Raw genomic sequence first — 20520 nt, 5'->3', positions numbered from 1 at the left:
CATGTCAATAGTAGAAAATAATATACAGGAAAAGCGGGTGGACCTGGCCCGCGCATTACATGAAGTACGGGTATTTGCACCGGCAACCGTAGCCAATATGATCTGTGGTTTCGATATACTTGGGTTCGCCGTCGATAAACCGGGGGATGAGGTCTACATGGAGCGCGTTGCAGAGCCAGGTGTTCGGATCCGTTCGATAAAGGGTGACGATGGCCGCTTGCCTTTGGATGCCGATCGGAATACCGTGAGTGCATGTGTCAAGATGTTACTGAGCGATCTGGGCCTGGCCGATCAGCTAGGTGTTGAAATCGAGTTGACCAAGCATATGCCGATAGGTAGTGGATTGGGATCGAGTTCCGCGAGTACCGTTGCGGGGCTGTTCGCGATCAATGCCCTATTGGGCGAACCACTCTCGAGGGAAGAATTGATGCCGTATTGTGTAGAGGGTGAACGCTTGGCCTGTGGGCATGGCCATGCCGATAATGTTGCGCCGGCCCTGTTGGGCGGGATCACCCTGATCAAAGGCTATTCACCACTGGATATCCAGAAGTTGCCGGTTCCTGAAGAGTTGGTCGCTGGGATCGTATTTCCACAGGTCGACGTGCCGACGCGTGATGCACGGCAGTTGATCAAGGAGAAAGTTGCCCTGAAAGATGCCGTGGTGCAGTGGGGTAATATTGCCGGTCTGATTGCCGGACTGTATGAAAAAGACTATGACCTCATCGGACGCAGCATGCAGGATGTGCTGATCGAACCGACCCGAGCCATCCTGATCCCGGAATTCTACGAAATGAAGCGGATTGCAATGGAAGCTGGCGCCTTGGCCTTTGGTATATCCGGATCCGGACCTTCGGTGGTGGCCATCAGTCGCGGTGCTGAAGCTGCACAGCAGGCCGTAGATCGGATCCAAGCACACCTGACCGCACATGGAATCGATAGCCTGCAATTTGTATCCGCAGTGAATGGGGATGGGCCTCGTGTTCTCGCCAAATCTTAAACCTAAATTTTACGACATGCAATTTTACAGTACGAACAATAAAGATTTACGGGTATCCTTCCAGGAAGCTGTTTTTAACTCCCTGCCTAAGGACAAAGGGCTCTATATGCCTGAAAATATTCCGCAGTTGGATCCCTATTTCATCAAACATATCCAGCAGTATTCCTTTCAGGAAATTGCCTTTGAAGTCGCTAAGGCCATTATCGGTGATGATATTCCTGCCAAGGATCTTAAGGCGATCATCCAGGATGCTATTAACTTCGAAGCTCCGGTCAGATTTCTGAGTGCAGAGACCGCGGTTCTGGAGCTCTTTCATGGTCCTTCCTATGCGTTTAAGGATTTCGGCGCTCGATTTATGAGCCGTGTAATGGGCTATTATTCCAAACAGGGCGATCAGCTTCTGGATGTACTGGTCGCTACTTCGGGGGATACGGGTGGCGCTGTCGCCTTGGGTTTCCTCGGCGTAGCAGGCACCCGCGTTACCATTCTGTATCCAAAAGGGAAAGTATCTAAGGTTCAGGAGGAGCAGCTGACCACCAATGGGCAGAATATCCGCGCCTTGGAGGTCGATGGTACCTTTGACGATTGCCAGGCACTGGTCAAGGAAGCTTTCAACGATCCGGAATTGAATGCGGTGCTGCGCCTGACCTCGGCCAATTCCATCAATATCGCCCGACTCATTCCACAGACCTTCTATTATTTCTGGGCCTACGCCCAATTGAAATCCCAGGGAATGGATCAAGTTGTTTTTACTGTTCCGAGTGGCAACTTTGGGAATATCGGCGCCGGTTTACTGGCCTATAAAATGGGGTTACCTGTTCGCCATTTCGTGGCAGGAACCAATGTCAATGATACGGTACCAAGGTTCTTGGATTCAGGCAGCTATGCGCCCAAGCCATCGGTGCAAACGCTTGCCAATGCCATGGATGTCGGTAACCCCAGCAACTGGGTCCGGATCCAAGATCTTTTCGATCAGGATGTAAACGGACTGAAGGATCTGGTGAGCGCCTATACATTTGACGATGAGCAGACGGTAGCTGGCATGAAAGATCTGTTTGCGCAGTACGGTTATGTTGCTTGTCCGCATACGGCGATTGCCTATTTGGCTTCGCAGGCGTATCGACAAGCTCATCCAGGTGAATATGCATCGGTATTCCTATCCACGGCCCATCCGTGCAAGTTTCCAGAGGCTATTGATCCGGATGTTTTTAAAGCCGTCAAGCTACCGAAGGGAGCCGAAGATTTGGCCGACAAGCCGAAATTGGCAGAGCCTATGAAAGTGGATTATACAGAATTTAAACAGTACTTATTGAACCATCAATAACGGGAAGGAGGCCTTAGGCCTCCTTTCTTATTTTGAAGGATTGCAATTGCTCCTGCAATCGTTTTTTGGATCGGGGACTTTCAGCACCCAATTTGACAATCTTTCCATTTTTAAGGATGATGTAGAAGGGAACTTGGAAGGTATTCCGTCCGCTACTTTCCATTTCAAACCGTTCGCGGATATCCGCTGCCAATTGGCGGTTTGCACGGATATGCTTTCCCGTCAGTTCGTTCACCTCGATCGTTTCTTCCCATAACTTCGCATCGCTATCCCTGTCCAGGGAAATATAGAGCGGCACTATACCGTTCTTCTGCGCAAAAGTGCTCAGCTCGGGGATGCTGCTGAACTCTGCTGTACATTCTTCGCACGTGCTTTTCCAGAACATCACATAGACCATTTGATCGGGAAAAAGCTGCATCACCTCATCAAAGGCTGTTAGCTCTCCGTAACGCTCGACCAACTCTACCGAATGGTAGGTCGAATCCGAAATCGCTGTCTGATCTTGGTTGAGGAGGTGCGATTTCTGCTGGCAACTGTACCACAATGGGGTACAGGCAAGCCACAAGGCTGCAAGTACTTTGGTAGGTTTCATGGCTTTATTAAATAAGTTAGTGATGCTTAATCAATTATACGGAAAATATTGCGGTTAAATCCTAGGTCGAATTGTTAAATTTTTTAGGGTCTATTGAAAATTTATGCAGAAAGTCCGGTTCATTTTTTTCAATTCTCCCTATTTTTGTTGCCATGAAAAAAATAATCCTGAATAAAGGCAAGGATAAGGCTGCCTGGCAATTACATCCATGGGTATTTTCCGGTGCGATAAAAAGTACGGTTGACCATCCAAAGAATGGTGATATTGTCGCTGTATTCAATAATGAAGATGAATTTATTGCCTATGGTATGTACAATGCCAAATCCAGGGTTGCGGTTCGTTTGTTGGAATGGGATCCAAGCAAGGAAATCAATGAGCAATGGTGGAGAGCACGCGTGGCCAAAGCCGTGAATAAACGATTGGCCCTGCTGAATGAAGAGAATGATACCCTTCGTCTGATCTTTGCCGAAGCGGATTTTCTTCCGGGATTGATTGCCGATAAATATGCGGATTATATTTCCATTCAGGTGCATGCGGCCGGAACGGAATCCGTGAAAGATATTATTGTCGATGAGTTGGTGCAGCTCCTGCACCCAAAAGGAATATATGAGCGTTCGGACCTGAAGTCTCGGGAATACGAAGGCCTTCCCGATAGCAACGGGAAGCGTTACGGAGAGGTGCCGCCGGAGTTTGTGGAGATCGTGGAAAATGGAATCCATTACCAGGTAAATATCGTAGAGGGGCAGAAATCCGGATTCTATTGCGACCAACGGGAGAACCGTGCCATCACTGCACGTTATGCCAAGGATAAGAAGGTGCTCGACTGTTTTTGCTATTCCGGTGGATTTACGCTGAATGCGTTTCGTCAGGGGGCACAATCGGTGACTTCGGTGGACAGTTCGGCTTTGGCGATCGAAACCCTGAAGAGCAATGTACAGAAGAATGGCTTTGCAGCCGATAAACATAGTGCAGTGCAATCCGATGTGAATAAATATTTGCGAGAATTGGGCGAGCAGGGTGAAAAATTTGACCTGATCGTTCTGGATCCCCCGAAATATGCACCATCACGCTCCACATTGGAAAAAGCATCGCGTGCGTATAAGGATTTAAATAGAAGGGGATTGCTGCTATTGAATAGCGGTGGAATTCTGGCCACATTCTCCTGTTCGGGGGCGATGGATATCGAGACCTTCAAGCAGGTGATTGCATGGGCAGCATTGGATGCTGGCAAGGAAATTCAATACATCTATCAATTCTGCCAACCCGAAGACCATCCGGTTCGGGCATCTTTTCCGGAAGGGGAGTATCTAAAAGGACTATTGGTTCGCGTCGTCTAGCTCGCTAGGAGAGATCGGAAATATATAATCCCTGCCTTAATCGGTTCCATGCTTCTTGAGCTTGATCCATTAAGGCAGGGATTTACTTTATGAGTTTTTTTAGGAAACCAAATTCAACCAAGCTTCAGCCATCAAATTGGCTCCAGCCATCGTGGTATGCACACCGTCTGTAGTCCAGTGAGCACCATTGGCATTTCTTTTCAAGGCCTGATCAAAAACCTGTTGATACGGTAGGAATACCGCTTTATATTCCTGAGCCAATTCTTTGACCACCTGTTGGTATTTTGGGAACTCCGGATACCAGTCGTCCTTTACATGTTTTACATTGTTCACGCCAAAGGGTTCGATTAATATCAACTTGACACCAGGCAAGGCCGATACGGTCTTGTCCAACAATTCCTTGTACTGGGCTTTATATTGCTCGGGCGTATTGACCGCTCCGCGATCTTTCGTGCGCCAGAAGTCATTTACCCCGATCATGATGCTCAGGATGGTAGGTTTCAGCTCAAGGGCATCGGTTTGCCAACGACCCAATAGGTCGGGAACACGGTTTCCGCTGATCCCGCGATTATATACCTTGAGGTCTTTATCGGCATGTTTATTCAAAAGAGTACTGGCAGCCATGAAGGCATAGCCATTCCCGAAGGCATTGCTGTCATTTGGATTCAGGTTGTCGCGCTTCCTGCCTGCATCGGTAATGGAGTCGCCCTGAAAAAGGATAACATCTCCTTTTTTAATGGATATTTTAGCTTTTGCTCCTGTTGAGAAATTAAATGCCTGGGCCAAAGAACCCGTTAGTCCTGCTGCGCCAAGGGTCAACAAGCTTTTCTTTAAAAAATCTCTTCTGTCGTTCATGTTCTGCTTTTAGGTTGATATCGTATAAGCAAGTTAATTATTCTAACAGAATTTGGCAATTGCTTCGCGGATAATTTTGCAGGCTTCCCGGATTTCATCTTCCGTTATCGTCAATGGCGGAGCGATGCGTAGGGCTGTTTCACAGTGGAGATACCAGTCGATAATAAGTCCTTTGGATGCACAGTAATTGCTGACCTGGTATACCTGGTCAAAGTTGTCCAATTGCAGGCACATCATGAGCCCCAAACCGCGGATTTCACGAATCTGTGGGATTGCCAGTTCCGAACGGAACAACGCCGCCTTGGCTTCCACGGCTGGAACCAGGTTTTCCTCCTGGATGACCTGAAGTGACGCCCTAGCCGAAGCACAGCTAACCGGATGGCCCCCAAAGGTCGTAATATGCCCCAGCATCGGGTTGGCCTTGATGACATCCATAATTTCCTTCGGTGCCACGAATGCCCCCAAAGGCATACCACCACCGATGCCTTTAGCCAACATCAGGATATCAGGGACAATCCCAAAGTGTTCAAACGCAAAAAGTTTCCCGGTGCGTCCAAACCCGGTCTGAATCTCATCGAATATCAATAGGGCTCCGGTCTCGGTGCATTTCTCACGAAGGGCTTTCATATAGGTTGCCGTCGGTACACGGACACCTGCCTCGCCTTGGATGGCTTCAACGATGACCGCTGCGGTGCGCTCGGTAATTGCGGCAAGATCCGTTTGGCTATTGTAATCGATAAAGGAAATGTCGGGTAGGAGCGGAGCGTAGGCTTCGCGGTAGGCATCATTGCCGATCAGGCTCAAGGCTCCCTGTGTGCTGCCATGATAGGCTTCACGGGCAGCAATGATTTCTCGGCGCCCGGTAAACTTCTTCGCGATCTTCATGGACCCTTCCACCGCTTCCGCACCGGAATTCGTGAAATAGACTGATCCAAAACTTTCCGGCAGCACCGCCAGTAGTTCCGTAGCGAACATCACCTGTGGAGCCTGGACGAATTCACCATAGACCGTCACATGCATGAACTTCGCCAATTGTTCCTCGATGGCCTGCAGCACCCGCGGGTGGCGGTGGCCAATGTTACTCACGTTGAATCCAGAAACCAGATCCATGTATTTTTCACCCTGTGGGCCATATAGGTAGATACCTTCAGCACGTTCGATCTCCAACAAACGTGGCGAATCCGATGTCTGTGCGGTATTCTGTAAAAAAAGCGCTCTATTATTGATCATGATGGGGCAAAGGTAGCTATAAAAGAAAAGAAGCTCTAATTTGGAGCTTCTTTCTTTAATGTTTGTTTCGACTATTGAGTTCTTTATACAAGAGTTCTATAAATTCCTGCTCGACCGAGAAGAATTGGGAAGCTCTGGATTGGCCGATGACATCGGCAAATTTAGAACGGTATTCCTTTTTTATATTGACCTCTTGGGCATCGTATTCAATGACGTCTCCAGATCTGAATGAGTTGCCTCGCTCAGGACGATTGGCACCCCTGGATTTCTTCGACTTTACAGCTCTAATCTCATTGGAGTATTGATTGTACAAGGGGAAGAAGCGTTGGGCTTCCGCAGGAGTCAATCGAAGTTGCTTGGAAATAAAGGCAACTTTCTGTCGCTCAATGGCCTCAAATCTCTCCTGACGAGATTGACCATTGGCCACGAATGCCAAACAGATCAAGCAAATCATTGAAATTATATGTTTTAAACGAACCATTATTATAAAGTATAATTTAGATAATCTTCTAAAACGTCCTCATCGATCCCTGTTCCGACGCCTTTTGTTTCCTCAGGCTGATAGATATATTCTGCAATATATTCCAAGTCGGAAGCATCGCTATAGCTGGATAGGTAATTGATGATCTCCTCTTCAGGAATGTCATTCAATGCCACAGGTTCAACTTCCATAGGTTTGTTTTCCGCACCGTTATAGACGGATAGGCCAATAACTGCTGCTACGCAGGCTGCCGCCGCTGTTGTAAACCAGGCATATACCTTTCCTCGCTTTGCGGGAGTTTTCTCCTTACGTTCTTCACGTGAAGGTAAGGAAATAACTTTTTTATCTTGAACTTGTTCTAAAATATTATTAGATAATTGATCAAAATAACTGTTTGGAACCGTAAAACCATCCGATTTTACCAAACCTTGTAACTCTTCTACAGCAACATTCGCCAAGATTTCCTCTTCTGCAGCGTCAAAATACCCTTCTGGAACCGTGAAACCCGTGTCTTGCAGCTCCAGGCTGAACGCTACTTCTTCTTCTTCCTGAATGCGATCCATGATGCGGGAGCTCAATTGCTCAAAATACCCGGCAGGTACATCCGCTTCATCTTGTAGGCCATCAATCTTCACTTGTCCTAAAACTTGCTCGCCGAGTTGATCGAAGTAATTCGCTGGAACGGTAAAGGCCGCAGCATCGATTTGATCGATCTTGATCTGGCTGATGAGTTGGCTGGCTTGATTTTTAAAAAAGTCTTCCGGAACACTGAATCCCGATACTTTGCCTGCAGTGGACAGTTGGTCTAATCTCGCTAGGAAAAGTGTTCGGTCAGCTAACTCCTCAAAGTAATTTTTAGGTACAATGAAAGGGTTGACACGCAACGAATTAGGTAAGTTGTTGCCTTCCAAATTTTCGTGATATGTGTTGTTTTCTTTCATAGTACCATAATAGATGCTTTTGCCCTGCAAAGGTTTAATCGTTGCTGGCAAAAAAGTTCTCTATTTTCTTCACTGCTAAATGGTATGAGGCTTTCAATGCCCCAACACTTGTGCCCAATACATTGGAGATCTCTTCATACTTCATGTCCTCAAAATATTTCATGTTGAAGACCAAGCGTTGTTTATCCGGTAGGGTGAGCAAGGCCTGTTGAAGTTTCATCTGCGCCTTATCGCCATTGAAATAAGCCCCATCGGCAAGTGAATCGGAAAGATAAGCAGAGGATTCATCATCCAATGAAACACTCTGCTTCTGTTTTTTCTTGTTCAAGAAGGTAATACACTCGTTTGTCGCGATGCGGTACAGCCAGGTGTATAATTGAGAATCTTCCCTGAATTTCTCCAGATTGCGCCACACCTTGATAAAAATATCCTGAACAACATCATCGGCATCGTCATGATCGATGACCATTCTTCTGACATGCCAATAGATTTTCTGCTGATATTTTTTAAGCAGTAAGCGGAAAGCCTCTTCGCGAGTGCTCTCGTCAGCAAACTTGGCAATAATCAGGGAATCTTCCATATGATTTATTTTCTTGTAATTACTTTGCGCACTGCATTGACAATGTTTGCAGCGTTCAATCCGTATTTCTCCATCAATTGTGCTGGTGTACCCGATTCACCGAAGCTATCGTCAACCGCTACATATTCTTGAGGAGTCGGTAATTGTTTGGCCAATAATTGCGCTACGCTGTCACCCAATCCGCCAAGACGGTTGTGCTCTTCAGCCGTAACGATACATCCTGTCTTCGTTACCGATTTCAAGATCGCCTCATCGTCCAATGGTTTGATCGTGTGGATGTTGATGATTTCAGCACTGATGCCTAATTTCTCCAATTCCTCACCCGCTTGGATGGCTTCCCATACCAAGTGACCTGTCGCAACGATCGTCACATCCGTACCTTCGTTCAACATAATCGCCTTTCCGATTTCGAACTTCTGGTCCGCAGGTGTAAAGTTAGGAACAACAGGACGGCCGAAACGCAAGTAAACCGGACCCTCATGCTCTACTAACGCAATAGTAGCCGCTTTTGTTTGGTTGTAGTCACATGGATTGATCACTGTCATACCAGGTAACATCTTCATTAATCCGATGTCCTCCAAGATCTGGTGTGTTGCACCATCTTCACCCAGCGTTAAACCAGCGTGTGAGGCACAGATCTTCACGTTCTTACCCGAGTAGGCAATGGATTGACGGATCTGATCGTAAACACGACCGGTAGAGAAGTTGGCAAATGTACCTGTGAAAGGGATTTTACCACCAATGGTAAGACCTGCCGCAATACCCATCATGTTTGCTTCCGCAATACCGATCTGGAAAAAGCGCTCAGGAAATGCTTTTATAAAGTCGTTCATTTTCAATGAACCGATCAAGTCAGCACATAAGGCTACTACGTTCTCATTCTTTTGGCCCGCTTCCAATAAACCGGCACCAAAACCTGAACGTGTATCTTTTGATTCTGTATAAGTGTATTTTTTCATTTTATGAGGCTTGTATTTGGGAAGTATGCCTCCCAAAAAAAACGTCTAAACTAATATTAATAATCGCCGATAGTTCTAGGAATTTGGTTTAACGCCGTCTCCAACTGTTCGTCATTTGGAGCAACACCGTGCCATTTATGTGAACCCATCATAAAGTCAACACCGGATCCCATTTCGGTATGCAATAGGATAATCACCGGTTTGCCTTTTCCGGTACGAGATTTTGCTTCATCAAGACCGGCAATGACTGCTGTCATATCGTTTCCGTTGTCCACTTCCAATACATCCCATCCGAATGCTTCCCATTTCGCACGTAGGTTACCCAGGTTCAACACTTCGTCTGTAGAACCATCGATCTGTGCGCGGTTGTAATCCACTGCGGCAATGATATTGTCCATTTTATTGTGAGGAGCATACATAGCTGCTTCCCAAACTTGACCTTCTTGCAACTCACCGTCTCCCATCAATACATAAACCAGGCTGTTGTCCTTGTTTAATTTCTTCGCTTGGGCAGCACCCAACGCTACGGAAAGACCCTGTCCCAAAGAACCTGAAGCCACACGGATTCCCGGAAGGTGCTCGTGCGTAGTCGGGTGTCCCTGTAAACGGGAATTGATCTTACGGAAAGTCGACAGCTCACTCACTGGAAAATATCCAGCCCGTGCCAATGTACTGTAGAATACCGGAGAAATATGCCCGTTGGACAAGAAGAATAAGTCCTCACCGATGCCATCCATGTTGAAAGATGGGTCATGTTTCATCGCATGAAAGTACAATGCCACAAAATAATCCGTACAGCCCAATGATCCTCCTGGGTGTCCGGATTGGCAAGCATGCACCATGCGAACAATGTCTCTTCTTACCTGCGAAGCGATCTGTTCTAGTTTGTTTATGTCTGCACTCATTTTAAGTATAATATTTCAATTATTTTGCCGATAAAGGTAGTGATTTTTAATGGAGTGGACCTTATAATCCTGAATTATTTGCCCTTTTCCAGCGGGGATAACTCCATAATTTCCTAACAATCCACAATTTCGAAAACACCATGAAGGGATTCCGAAAAACCCCTTAACCTTATTGCGAAATTATTAATCCTGAGGATAGGTTTGGCTATAATTGGTTTTGGATTAATGAACCATCCAAATCCTATCCATACGTGGAGTGGGGTTTAAGTTCCAGTGCTAACTCTGGCGCAGTACAGCACAAAAAAAGGTCTGGAAATTACTCCAGACCTCAATATATTGTTCTTTGGCTTAGGGCCAGTTCTTACATTGCGTTCGCAACAACTTCTTCTACTTCCGGAACCATGCGTTTTAGCAAGCCTTCGATTCCTGCCTTTAGTGTAATGGTCGAAGATGGACATCCGGAGCATGAACCGCGAAGTTCAACCGTTACAATACCACTGTCGAAAGATTTGTAGGCAATTGCGCCACCATCCTGCTCAACCGCTGGGCGAACATAATCGTGCAATACCTGTTGGATCTTCACCTCTACATCAGAACCTTCGAATACCACTTCTTCCGAGTGTTCAACCGGTTTTACTGCAAGCTCAGATTCTACAGCACCCTTAACGAATTCTTTCAATAGCGCTTCGATATCCGACCATTCCGCATCTTCCGTTTTGGTGATGGTTACGAAGTTGCTCGCAAAGAATACACCGTTCACGAAGTTGAATTTGAACAATTCCCTTGCGAAGGCAGATTCCTGTGCTTTTTCCTTATCTGGATAATCCAAACTACCGTTGATCAATAACTTGTTCACCAAGAACTTCATCGTCGCCGGGTTCGGAGTACTCTCTGTATATACGTTTATTGTTGCCATGTGTTCAATTTCTAAATAAAAAACAAATATACTGCAATTCCCTATTGCGGTACGTCATTGCTTCGTCAAAGCTTATAGCTTCACACCCGTATAATTGCTCGGGCTAATGGCTTTGATCTCTGCTTTTACCTCATCGGAAACGGCCAATCCGTCCACAAATGAAGCAATGGTCGCCTGTGTCACGTGCGCATTGGTACGTGTGAGGTCTTTCAAGGCTTCGTATGGTTTAGGATAGCCCTCACGACGAAGGATCGTTTGGATCGCTTCTGCAACAACTGCCCAGTTGTTCTCCAGATCCGCCTGGAATGCTGCCTCGTTCAAGATCAACTTGCGAAGACCTCGTAAGGTAGATTTTATTGCAATCAGTGTGTAGGCGAAAGGAACGCCGATATTTCGAAGGACTGTCGAGTCCGTTAGGTCACGTTGTAGTCTGGAGATCGGTAACTTCGCTGCTAAATGCTCCAGCACAGCATTAGCAAGCCCAAGATTTCCTTCTGCGTTTTCAAAGTCGATCGGATTCACCTTATGTGGCATCGCTGAGGATCCAATCTGTCCAGCAGTGATCTTCTGCTTGAAGTAATCCATGGAAATATAGGTCCACACATCACGACATAAGTCGATAATGATGTTGTTGATGCGTTTCAGGTTATCACAGCTCGCCGCAAAATTATCGTAGTGTTCGATCTGCGTGGTGGTTTGGGATCGGTCAAGTCCCAATGTCTCATTGACAAAACTGTTTCCGAATGCTACCCAATCGTGGTTTGGATAGGCCACAAAATGCGCGTTGAAGTTTCCGGTAGCACCACCGAACTTAGCGGAGAAAGGGATGGATTTCAATAATTCCAGTTGTTTCTCGATCCGTTCGATGAAGACCTTGATCTCTTTCCCTAAACGCGTAGGAGAGGCCGGCTGTCCATGCGTACGGGCCAGCATCGATACATTTTCCCACTCCGTGCTCAATTTCTTCAGTTCGTCGACCAATTCCGTAATGGCTGGATTGTACACCTCTTGGAGGGCATCTTTCCAGGAATGTGGAATAGCCGTATTGTTGATGTCCTGGGATGTCAAACCAAAGTGGATGAACTCCAAGGAATCCGACAGCCCTAATTTTTCAAACTCGTTCTTCAGAAAATATTCCACCGCTTTAACATCATGGTTGGTCACCTTTTCGGTATCCTTAATCCATTGCGCATCTTCCAAGCTGAAGTTGCGGTATAGATCCCGCAATTTGTTGTTCAGACTTCCGTCGAAATGGCTCAACTGAGGAATCCCGGAACCACATAACGCGATAAAATACTCAACCTCAACCAAAACACGGTATTTTATCAAGGCGAACTCAGAAAAGTAATTCGATAAGTCTTTGGTGTTATTGTAATACCTACCATCAATTGGAGTGATAGCAGTTAGGGGAGATAATGTCATGCTATTTTCTTTTGTATTGCGCAAAAGTAAGAAATAGATTTGAGATTTGAGATGTGAGATGTGAGACAGTGGGGGTGAAATTGGACGCTGGAAAGGAATAATATGAGGATTAGATTTGAGATGTGAGATGTGAGACAGTGGGGGTGATAATGACGCTGGAAAGGATGGGACAGAACTGAGGAATTATTTTGGGATTTGTGTATTTAAGAAATAAAGTGGAGATGTGTTATTTGAAGATATTGGAGAGAAGTGAAGAGCTTCTTGCCTAGGGCAGTACAAGATGAAGTTTGAGTAACTATCCTAAAGTTTAATAGAGAACGTCCGTTACCATTTCCAAATACTTCTGTAATGTACCATCGGGGAAGGGGTATGACGCTTTCTATCTCAAATCTCACATCTCAATACTCACATCTAAACAAAAGAAGCCCGTTAAAAAACGGGCTTCTTTTGTATTTCTAGTTTTTATTCGGATTATTGAACGTTTTTCAATGAATCAGAGATAGAGTCACCAGTTGCACGAACTGAATCAGCTACGTTTTCGATTGAATCAGCTACTACTTCAGTAGTTGAATCAACTGCATTTGACAAAGAGTCAGCAGTAGCTTCAGTTTTAGTTTCAGCGTTGTTACAAGAAGCAACAGCGATAGTTAATGCTAAACCTAAGAATCCGAATTTGAATAAATTTTTCATTTTTAATTTTCTATTTTAGTTGAAACAAATTTGTTTATTTAATTCTTAATACCCAATACCTGAAAAGGTAACCCAAGAAAATAAATATTTTTAATTTTTTTGTTAAATCTTCTGAATATCAGTCGATTGTTTTGCTATATTTTTCTTAAGGCAGGGCAAATATACTACTGTTTTGTTGATTTGCAACAAGAAAAAACAAATTTTGTTATATTTCTGTTAAGTTTTTAAAGAATTGATATGTTTGACAAAGCAAAGAATATCCTAAAGCTCTTAAAATCAGTTGATTTTGAGCAGTTGGAAAAGATTTCGAAAAAGGTAGATTTAGCGCAAGTTTTGGGTGCAGTATCCAAAATGGACGAGAATCAACTGAATATGGCCATGAAAATGTTGACCGGCAGCAAGAAGAAAAAGGATCCACCGCCGATCAATGCCGATTTTTACGATGTATCCGCCAAATTATCCGAAACCGACCGTGCCCTGCAGATGAAGGTACGGACCTTCCTGGAAACTGAAATAAAACCACTGGTCAATAAATATTGGTTGCATGATGAATTCCCTTTTGAGATTATTCCCAAACTGCGGGAGCTCAATGTCTGTGGGTATGTGTACGAAGGTTACGGCTGTGCGGGGGGAACTTCCCTGATGGATGGCATTATTGCCAGCGAGTTCGGGCGGGTCGATCCCTCCATTGCCACTTTCCTGGGAGTGCAGAGCGGGCTGGCGATGGGTTCCATCTACATGTGCGGATCGGAAGAACAGAAGAATGAATGGTTGCCCAAGATGCAGCAGCTGGAGAAGATCGGTGCCTTCGGCCTTACCGAGCCCTTGGTAGGTTCGGCAACAGCCGGTGGACTGACCACAACCTGTAAACGCGATGGAGATAATTGGGTGCTGAATGGACAGAAGAAATGGATCGGTAACTCCACCTTTTCCGATATCACCATTATTTGGGCGCGCGACCTGGATGACCAACAGGTGAAAGGATTTATCGTCCGCAAGGAAAATCCGGGCTTTGCCGTGGAGAAGATCAAAGGAAAAATGGCGCTTCGGATCGTGCAGAATGGTTTGATCACGCTGACAGACTGCGTCGTTCCTGACTCCGACCGCTTGCCACATGCCAACTCGTTCAAGGATACGGCAAAGGTGCTGCAAATGACCCGGGCAGGAGTGGCCTGGATGGCTGTCGGCTGTGCCCGTGGTGCCTACGAGAATGCACTGGACTACACCATAAAGCGCGAGCAGTTTGGTAAGCCAATCGCGTCCTTCCAGCTTATCCAGAACCACCTGGTAGAGATGCTGTCCAACCTGACAGCCATGCAAACCCTGGTGTTCCGACTCTCGGAGTTGCAGGATGACGACAAGCTCAGGGATGAACATGCCTCCCTGGCAAAGGTGTTCTGTACCCTTCGGATGCGCGATATCGTTTCCAAGGCACGTGAAGTCATGGGCGGGAACGGTATATTACTGGAGTATAACGTAGCGCGCTTTCTCGCGGATGCGGAAGCGATTTATTCCTATGAAGGTACCAAAGAGATCAACTCCCTCATCGTCGGCAGAAGCATAACGGGCTTTAGCGCGTTTGTCTAATGTAGATGTGAGATATGAGATATGAGATTTGAGATAGTAAGGCGGCCGTGGGTCGCCTTTTTTTTGAGCGGTTGGATTCTTGTGCCTTTGGCATTTTTAAGGCACATGTCCAATAACACGTATTCAACAACAAAATATCGCCCTTATTTCAAGCGCACAAGGCTGGCGCAAGAGTTGTGCGGATGGCCAAGTGCGGAGGATCTCTTGTGCCTTTGGATGGAACCCTACCATACATCCTTAGGACATTTTTCCGCCATGCAACCCCAGAGGGGTTGAACTATTTTAGGAACGCCGCTACAAATCGCCAAAGCCCCCCGCATCGTTTTTTGGTTTGCTTCAGCAAACCAAAAAACGATGCGGGGGGCAATTTATCTTATCGCTCATGCTAAAATAGTGACACCCCTCTGGGGTTGGATGGTGTGCTAACTAATTTTCTAAAATAGTTACACCTCTCCGAGGTTGCATGGGTTGAAAGATGTCTTTGTGCCTACGGCATGTTTTAGGCACAAGTCCTCCACCGCGCAGCCCTCATCAAGAGACTTGCGCCAGCGTGCTGGTTAGCGCGATTTGAGTGTTTTTTTGGGAGGGGATGGGCGCGCAAAGCGCGCCCATCCCCTCCCAAAAAAACACCCCTTTTAAAGCCGTAAACCACGCTGGCGCAAGAGTTGTGCGGCAGGCCCAGTGCGGTGGATCTCTTGTGCCTCAAAACCTATCTCATATCCCTCTTTTAGATATAAGATATGAGTATTGAGATTTGAGATAGTAAGGCTGTCATTTAGTAAAGATTTTCTTTAGCGTAATAAAGCCGCTTCATAATTCCCTTTCTATCTCATATCTCACATCTCAAATCTCACTTCTATAAAATAAGAGCGCCCGGTTTTTTTTAAAACCGGGCGCTCTTATTTTATAGATTACTTCTTGTCTTTATTCGCTTGTTGCTGTCTCATCATTTCTTCCATTTTCTTTTGGAAGGATGATTGTTTCTTTTCGCCTTGCGGCTTCTTTTTGTTCGCTTCAATGCTCGCTAGGATCTTATCGTCGTTCACAAACTGACGGATAAGCACCTGCGTTAAGAAGGTAAGTACCGCAGATAGGAAGTAATAGTAGTTCAGACCTGCAGGGAAGCTGTTCAGTACAAAGAAGAAGATCAATGGCATGATGTACCCGATATATTTCATCTGGTTGTTCACCGCTCCGGAAGTGGAGTTGTTGTACCATGTGGTCAATAGGGTAGTCAGGGTCATCAAGATACACATGAAGGAGATGTGATCCACACCGAAGATCGGTGCGAAGGTAATCGGCGCATCATATGTAGAAAGGTCTTTCACCCATAGGAAGCTCTCTCCGCGCAACTCGAATAAGTTCGGGAAGAAGAAGAAGAAAGCAAGGGTAAATGGCATCTGCAACAATAACGGAAGACAGCCACCCAATGGGTTTACGCCAGCCTGTTTGTACAGTTTCATTTGTTCCTGTTGCAATAGCATCGGATTGTCATCGCCAACTTTCGCCTTGATCTCATCCAATTGCGGTTTCAAAACGCGCATTTTACCCATGGATTGGTAGGACTTGTACGTCAGTGGGAACATCAGGAGTTTCAGGAACAAGGTAAGGATCAGGATCACGATACCATAGTTCATGTTGAAACCATCCAAGAAATCGAAGATCGGTACGGTGATGAATTTGTTGATCCATCCCATCGGTCCCCATCCCATATTGATGATCTTGGAGAAGTCGTTGCCTTCTGCCTTTAGGGTCTTGTATTTGTTCGGTCCGAAGAAGAAGCTGAATCCGTGCTGTGCGTCTGATGTCAGTGCGATCTCGGAAGTCGCACGGTAGTTCTTCACGACACCATCGGTGGTCATGAAGGTCGATTTAAGCTCCGCATTGGTAAAGCCTTCTTTGCTCGTCAGGATCGACGAGAAGAAGTGTTGCTTGAAGGCGATCCATGCCAGCTTATTCTCGATCACTTCGTCATCATCACTGGTTTCCGAAAGATGGTCAACATCTCCGTCAACCTCTTTATAGAAGATCGATGATTTCTCGCGCTCCGATTTAACGTTACGTTCTTTCTGTGTAAGTGTGGTTTCCCAGTTTAATAGGGCTTTCTTGGAGTTTACATCCAAAAGTGAGCTGATACCGACCGTTTTGATATCGAACTGCACATTATAGTCGTTGCCTTTTAGGGTATATACATAATCAATGTACTTATCCGGTGCGTAGGAAAGGCGCATGGTCAATGATTTGGCATCCTGACCAGCAACAGAGATGTTGCCGCCTTGCGCCTGGAAGTACAGGTCGTTGGTCTTAACGGCTTTTCCAGGAACGTTGAATTCCAATCCGAATTTGTTGTTGTCGCCATCGAAAAGGATCAGATTGGATCCATCGAAGTTGGTTTCGCCTTTCAGCTCAACAGATTTTACGCGACCACCTTTGCTGCTCACATTCACCTTGATCAATTCATTCTCCAAGGAGACGATTTGATCGGTGCCTCTTGATGCTGCGCCGAACGGTTGGGTCAATAATACCGAATCGCTAACTGCCGGCTGCACATTTGCTTTCTTCAGGGAGTCCGATAGCGGCGGCAATCCTTCATTCGCTCGCTTGATGGAGTCCTGGTGGAGTTGCTCCTTTTTGATCTCATCTTCGGACGGCTTCAATAAGAAGAAGGAGCCCCCCAAGATGGCAAAGATTAAGATAAAACCTAGAATGTTATTTCTATCCATTTTTTATTTATTACTATTCATTGTGTAGAGCAATCCTCTACTGTGATTTCTTGTTCGCCAAAGCGGCGGCTACAAAGCTAACAAAAAGTGGGTGAGGATTTACTACTGTTGACTTTAATTCTGGATGAAATTGTCCCGCCACAAAGAAAGGGTGGTCCTTCAGTTCCACGATTTCAACCAATCCCGTTGTTGGATTGATGCCTGAGGCAATCATACCGGCCTTTTCGTAATCTTTTAGGTACTCGTTGTTGAACTCGTAACGGTGACGGTGTCTTTCGGAAATTTTGGACTTTCCGTAGATGCCGAATGCCTTGGTACCTTTCTTGATCTCACAATCATAAGCACCCAGACGCATCGTTCCGCCCATATTTTTGATGTTCTTCTGCTCTTCCATCAGGTTGATAACCGGATGCGGTGTCTTCTCGTCCATTTCAAAGCTGTTCGCGCCCTTAAGACCCAATACATTTCTTCCGAATTCGATCACCGAGCATTGCATACCCAGACAGATACCGAAGAAAGGGACCTTGTTTTCACGAACGAAGCGAATGGTTTCCAGTTTGCCTTCCAATCCGCGCTCGCCAAAGCCCGGTGCTACAAGAACGCCGTCCAAGCCTTTCAGCTTCTCGCCAACATTTTCTTGGTTTACACTTTCCGCAGCAATATATTTCACCTTTACACGCGTTTCGTTGGTTGCACCAGCGTGGATAAATGCTTCAGCGATGGATTTATAGGCGTCAGGAAGCTCCACATATTTTCCCACAAGCCCAATGTTCACTTCGCCTGTTGGATTTTTAAGCTTGCCAAGGAACGATTTCCAGTTCTCCAGATCCGGATCGTTCTTCGTGGACAGCTTCAGTTTTGCCAATACGGTTTTATCCAACTGCTCTTTCAACATGTTCAATGGTACATCATAGATGGTAGGCGCATCGATCGATTCCACAACTGCATTGATGTTCACATTACAGAACAGCGCCAATTTCTTGCGGATATCGTTATTCAGCTTATGTTCCGTACGGCAGACCAGGATATCGGGTTGAACACCATATTCCAATAAAGTCTTTACGGAGTGTTGTGTAGGTTTTGTTTTCAGTTCACCAGCAGCAGCAAGGTAGGGAACCAGGGTCAAGTGGATGACCAAAGAGTCGTTATTGCCCAACTCCCAGCGTAATTGACGCACGGCTTCGATAAACGGTAGGGACTCGATGTCGCCAACCGTACCACCCAGCTCGGTGATGACGATGTCGTACTCGCCAGATTGCCCCAATAGCAACATGCGGCGCTTGATTTCATCGGTGATGTGCGGAACAACCTGCACGGTTTTGCCCAGGTAGGCACCGGCACGTTCCTGCTCAATGACATGACTGTAGATACGGCCCGTGGTAACATTGTTCGCCTGCGAGGTCGGAACATTCAAGAAACGCTCGTAGTGACCTAAGTCTAAATCCGTTTCAGCACCATCCTCTGTAACATAACATTCGCCATGCTCATAAGGGTTCAACGTTCCTGGATCGATATTGATGTACGGGTCAAATTTTTGAATGGTTACTTTTAAACCACGTGCTTGGAGAAGCTTAGCAAGGGAGGCTGCAATAATTCCTTTCCCTAACGACGAAGTTACGCCGCCCGTAACAAAGATGTATTTAGTCATAACAATTAAATGGATTTCACAGGTTCAGACCCCTAAAAAAAGTGCCTTTCATCTGCTCTATGTACGGGATACAAAGATAAGAATTTTTATGAGAATTGGTTTAAAAAAAATAGTTCGGACGCTTTTGTATGGGTAACGGAAATGCTTTCAGGAAGTTGATGGGCATTTACGCTTTATAGATCAGGTTTTATGAGGGCGGTTCTTTGTGGAGTTGTGCATTTTTTACCTTCAGCAGATATAGGAACTCGATCTTTTCGTTTATTTTTAAATAAAAAAGCAATATGGAATACAGAAGAATGGGGAAGAGCGGCCTGCAGTTGAGCGCGCTGTCCTTTGGGTCCTGGGTGACGTTCGCCAGACAGACCGACGACCAGATCAACGAAAGGTTAATGGCGCAGGCCTATGAAGCAGGGGTGAATTTCTTTGATAATGCAGAGGTGTATTCTGCGGGTAAGTCTGAGGAGATGATGGGTAGGGTGTTGAAGAAGATGAACTGGGATCGCACTTCCTATGTCCTTTCCAGCAAGGCATTTTTCGGTTGGCGCGGCGAGGCGAACAAACCCAACCAGCACGGTTTGAGCCGGAAGCATTTGATGGAAGCCTGCCATGAGGCGCTAACGCGATTGCAGGTGGATTATCTCGACCTGTATTATTGTCACCGTCCGGACAAGAACGTGCCGATCGAAGAAGTGGTGAGGACCATGAATACACTGATCCAACAGGGGAAGATCCTGTACTGGGGAACCAGCGAATGGTCCGCTGCGGAAATTGTGGAGGCGCACATGGTGGCCAAAGAAGCTGGATTGGAAGGCCCCGCTGTGGAGCAACCCGAATATAACCTGTTCAATAGGCGGAAGGTGGAGGTCGATTATGCGCCGATCTTTCGGAACATCGGTATGGGTACCACCATCTGGAGTCCACTGGCTTCGGGACTGCTGACCGGAAAATATAACGATGGAATTCCTGAAGGCTCCCGTCTATCCTTGGAAGGCTACGAATGGTTGCGCGACAAGGCAATGGCGAAAGAGCGATTGGCAGGTGTTAAGGCCTTGGGGGAATATGCAGAAGAGCTCGGTGTTTCACTGGCAACCCTGAGCATTGCATGGTGCATCAGCAACCCAAATGTAACAACAGCCATCTTGGGAGCAACAAAGGAAAGTCAACTTGCGGAAAACCTCAAAGCGCTGGATGTGCTTCCATTGCTTACACCAGAGGTGAAGGTAAGGATCGATGAGATCATGGGCACACAGCCTGTAGATTCCCAACACTAACACGGAGGGAAAACACAATAAATAAGGGCTCTGCGATTGCAAAGCCCTTATATATACTGTCT

At 46.2% G+C, this 20520-nt stretch carries 18 protein-coding genes; 5 read left to right on the top strand and 13 right to left on the bottom strand.

What is annotated here, in order from left to right; all coding sequences use genetic code 11:
• The first annotated feature begins 1 nt into the window (after window position 1).
• Both G6N79_RS17385 and thrC read left to right on the top strand, forming a co-directional pair.
• Window positions 2-997, top strand: coding sequence for a homoserine kinase (locus G6N79_RS17385; protein WP_234993177.1), 996 nt, complete (start codon window positions 2-4; stop codon window positions 995-997).
• A 16-nt stretch (window positions 998-1013) separates the two neighbouring features.
• Window positions 1014-2321 (top strand): threonine synthase, encoded by a 1308-nt coding sequence (gene thrC, locus G6N79_RS17380; protein WP_103905870.1) that lies wholly within the window; start codon window positions 1014-1016, stop codon window positions 2319-2321.
• A 13-nt stretch (window positions 2322-2334) separates the two neighbouring features.
• On the opposite strand, the gene G6N79_RS17375 is transcribed toward thrC, so the two are convergent.
• Complete coding sequence (locus tag G6N79_RS17375) at window positions 2335-2913, bottom strand: TlpA family protein disulfide reductase (protein ID WP_103905869.1); 579 nt, start codon at window positions 2911-2913, stop codon at window positions 2335-2337.
• Between the two features lie 152 nt (window positions 2914-3065).
• On the opposite strand from G6N79_RS17375, the gene G6N79_RS17370 reads away from it, so the two are divergent.
• On the top strand, window positions 3066-4250 hold the full coding sequence (locus tag G6N79_RS17370; protein ID WP_103905868.1) for a class I SAM-dependent rRNA methyltransferase: 1185 nt from the start codon (window positions 3066-3068) through the stop codon (window positions 4248-4250).
• A 99-nt stretch (window positions 4251-4349) separates the two neighbouring features.
• Here G6N79_RS17370 and G6N79_RS17365 read toward each other — a convergent pair whose 3' ends face one another.
• The 10 genes from G6N79_RS17365 to G6N79_RS17320 all read right to left on the bottom strand — a co-directional run bounded on the left by G6N79_RS17365 (window position 4350) and on the right by G6N79_RS17320 (window position 13229).
• Entirely contained in the window at window positions 4350-5105 is a 756-nt protein-coding gene (locus G6N79_RS17365) for an SGNH/GDSL hydrolase family protein (protein ID WP_103905867.1), read from the bottom strand.
• A gap of 42 nt (window positions 5106-5147) precedes the next feature.
• Window positions 5148-6335, bottom strand: coding sequence for an aspartate aminotransferase family protein (locus G6N79_RS17360; protein WP_103905866.1), 1188 nt, complete (start codon window positions 6333-6335; stop codon window positions 5148-5150).
• A 55-nt stretch (window positions 6336-6390) separates the two neighbouring features.
• A complete protein-coding gene (locus tag G6N79_RS17355) occupies window positions 6391-6789 on the bottom strand; it encodes a hypothetical protein (RefSeq protein WP_234993176.1) in 399 nt (132 codons plus the stop codon).
• A 29-nt stretch (window positions 6790-6818) separates the two neighbouring features.
• Window positions 6819-7757 carry a hypothetical protein gene (locus G6N79_RS17350; protein ID WP_146060599.1) on the bottom strand — a complete coding sequence of 313 codons (939 nt, stop codon included), beginning with the start codon at window positions 7755-7757 and terminating at the stop codon, window positions 6819-6821.
• A gap of 34 nt (window positions 7758-7791) precedes the next feature.
• On the bottom strand, window positions 7792-8337 hold the full coding sequence (locus tag G6N79_RS17345; protein WP_103905863.1) for an RNA polymerase sigma factor: 546 nt from the start codon (window positions 8335-8337) through the stop codon (window positions 7792-7794).
• 5 nt (window positions 8338-8342) lie between these two features.
• A complete protein-coding gene (locus G6N79_RS17340) occupies window positions 8343-9296 on the bottom strand; it encodes a transketolase family protein (protein ID WP_103905862.1) in 954 nt (317 codons plus the stop codon).
• A 56-nt stretch (window positions 9297-9352) separates the two neighbouring features.
• Complete coding sequence (locus G6N79_RS17335; protein ID WP_103905861.1) at window positions 9353-10201, bottom strand: transketolase; 849 nt, start codon at window positions 10199-10201, stop codon at window positions 9353-9355.
• A gap of 361 nt (window positions 10202-10562) precedes the next feature.
• Window positions 10563-11117 (bottom strand): NifU family protein, encoded by a 555-nt coding sequence (locus G6N79_RS17330; RefSeq protein WP_103905860.1) that lies wholly within the window; start codon window positions 11115-11117, stop codon window positions 10563-10565.
• A gap of 72 nt (window positions 11118-11189) precedes the next feature.
• The gene (purB, locus tag G6N79_RS17325) at window positions 11190-12539 is read right to left on the bottom strand and encodes an adenylosuccinate lyase (protein ID WP_103905859.1); all 1350 of its coding nucleotides are present in this window, start codon (window positions 12537-12539) and stop codon (window positions 11190-11192) included.
• Between the two features lie 471 nt (window positions 12540-13010).
• A complete protein-coding gene (locus tag G6N79_RS17320; protein WP_103905858.1) occupies window positions 13011-13229 on the bottom strand; it encodes a hypothetical protein in 219 nt (72 codons plus the stop codon).
• A 237-nt stretch (window positions 13230-13466) separates the two neighbouring features.
• Here G6N79_RS17320 and G6N79_RS17315 point away from each other — a divergent pair, with 237 nt between their 5' ends.
• On the top strand, window positions 13467-14816 hold the full coding sequence (locus G6N79_RS17315; RefSeq protein ID WP_103905857.1) for an acyl-CoA dehydrogenase family protein: 1350 nt from the start codon (window positions 13467-13469) through the stop codon (window positions 14814-14816).
• Between the two features lie 911 nt (window positions 14817-15727).
• Here the strand turns inward: G6N79_RS17315 and yidC are convergent.
• Window positions 15728-17539 (bottom strand): membrane protein insertase YidC, encoded by a 1812-nt coding sequence (gene yidC, locus G6N79_RS17310; protein ID WP_103905856.1) that lies wholly within the window; start codon window positions 17537-17539, stop codon window positions 15728-15730.
• 37 nt (window positions 17540-17576) lie between these two features.
• Window positions 17577-19187: a CTP synthase gene (locus G6N79_RS17305; RefSeq protein WP_103905855.1), complete on the bottom strand. Its 1611-nt coding sequence runs from the start codon at window positions 19185-19187 to the stop codon at window positions 17577-17579.
• Window positions 19188-19468: 281 nt separating this feature from the next.
• Between G6N79_RS17305 and G6N79_RS17300 the strand changes: the two genes are divergently transcribed.
• Window positions 19469-20458, top strand: coding sequence for a potassium channel beta subunit family protein (locus G6N79_RS17300; RefSeq protein ID WP_103905854.1), 990 nt, complete (start codon window positions 19469-19471; stop codon window positions 20456-20458).
• Window positions 20459-20520 lie beyond the last annotated feature (62 nt).

Source organism: Sphingobacterium lactis (genome assembly GCF_011046555.1).
Classification (GTDB): domain Bacteria; phylum Bacteroidota; class Bacteroidia; order Sphingobacteriales; family Sphingobacteriaceae; genus Sphingobacterium; species Sphingobacterium lactis.
Note: the sequence above shows the minus strand (reverse complement) of the source record. Positions and strands in the feature narration are given on the sequence as shown.

Bases quoted from the DNA above. Each gene is read 5' to 3' on its own strand.
- G6N79_RS17385 (WP_234993177.1), top strand. From the start codon at position 2: ATGTCAATAGTAGAAAATAATATACAGGAAAAGCGGGTGGACCTGGCC.
- thrC (WP_103905870.1), top strand. From the start codon at position 1,014: ATGCAATTTTACAGTACGAACAATAAAGATTTACGGGTATCCTTCCAG.
- G6N79_RS17375 (WP_103905869.1), bottom strand. From the start codon at position 2,913: ATGAAACCTACCAAAGTACTTGCAGCCTTGTGGCTTGCCTGTACCCCA.
- G6N79_RS17370 (WP_103905868.1), top strand. From the start codon at position 3,066: ATGAAAAAAATAATCCTGAATAAAGGCAAGGATAAGGCTGCCTGGCAA.
- G6N79_RS17365 (WP_103905867.1), bottom strand. From the start codon at position 5,105: ATGAACGACAGAAGAGATTTTTTAAAGAAAAGCTTGTTGACCCTTGGC.
- G6N79_RS17360 (WP_103905866.1), bottom strand. From the start codon at position 6,335: ATGATCAATAATAGAGCGCTTTTTTTACAGAATACCGCACAGACATCG.
- G6N79_RS17355 (WP_234993176.1), bottom strand. From the start codon at position 6,789: ATGATTTGCTTGATCTGTTTGGCATTCGTGGCCAATGGTCAATCTCGT.
- G6N79_RS17350 (WP_146060599.1), bottom strand. From the start codon at position 7,757: ATGAAAGAAAACAACACATATCACGAAAATTTGGAAGGCAACAACTTA.
- G6N79_RS17345 (WP_103905863.1), bottom strand. From the start codon at position 8,337: ATGGAAGATTCCCTGATTATTGCCAAGTTTGCTGACGAGAGCACTCGC.
- G6N79_RS17340 (WP_103905862.1), bottom strand. From the start codon at position 9,296: ATGAAAAAATACACTTATACAGAATCAAAAGATACACGTTCAGGTTTT.
- G6N79_RS17335 (WP_103905861.1), bottom strand. From the start codon at position 10,201: ATGAGTGCAGACATAAACAAACTAGAACAGATCGCTTCGCAGGTAAGA.
- G6N79_RS17330 (WP_103905860.1), bottom strand. From the start codon at position 11,117: ATGGCAACAATAAACGTATATACAGAGAGTACTCCGAACCCGGCGACG.
- purB (WP_103905859.1), bottom strand. From the start codon at position 12,539: ATGACATTATCTCCCCTAACTGCTATCACTCCAATTGATGGTAGGTAT.
- G6N79_RS17320 (WP_103905858.1), bottom strand. From the start codon at position 13,229: ATGAAAAATTTATTCAAATTCGGATTCTTAGGTTTAGCATTAACTATC.
- G6N79_RS17315 (WP_103905857.1), top strand. From the start codon at position 13,467: ATGTTTGACAAAGCAAAGAATATCCTAAAGCTCTTAAAATCAGTTGAT.
- yidC (WP_103905856.1), bottom strand. From the start codon at position 17,539: ATGGATAGAAATAACATTCTAGGTTTTATCTTAATCTTTGCCATCTTG.
- G6N79_RS17305 (WP_103905855.1), bottom strand. From the start codon at position 19,187: ATGACTAAATACATCTTTGTTACGGGCGGCGTAACTTCGTCGTTAGGG.
- G6N79_RS17300 (WP_103905854.1), top strand. From the start codon at position 19,469: ATGGAATACAGAAGAATGGGGAAGAGCGGCCTGCAGTTGAGCGCGCTG.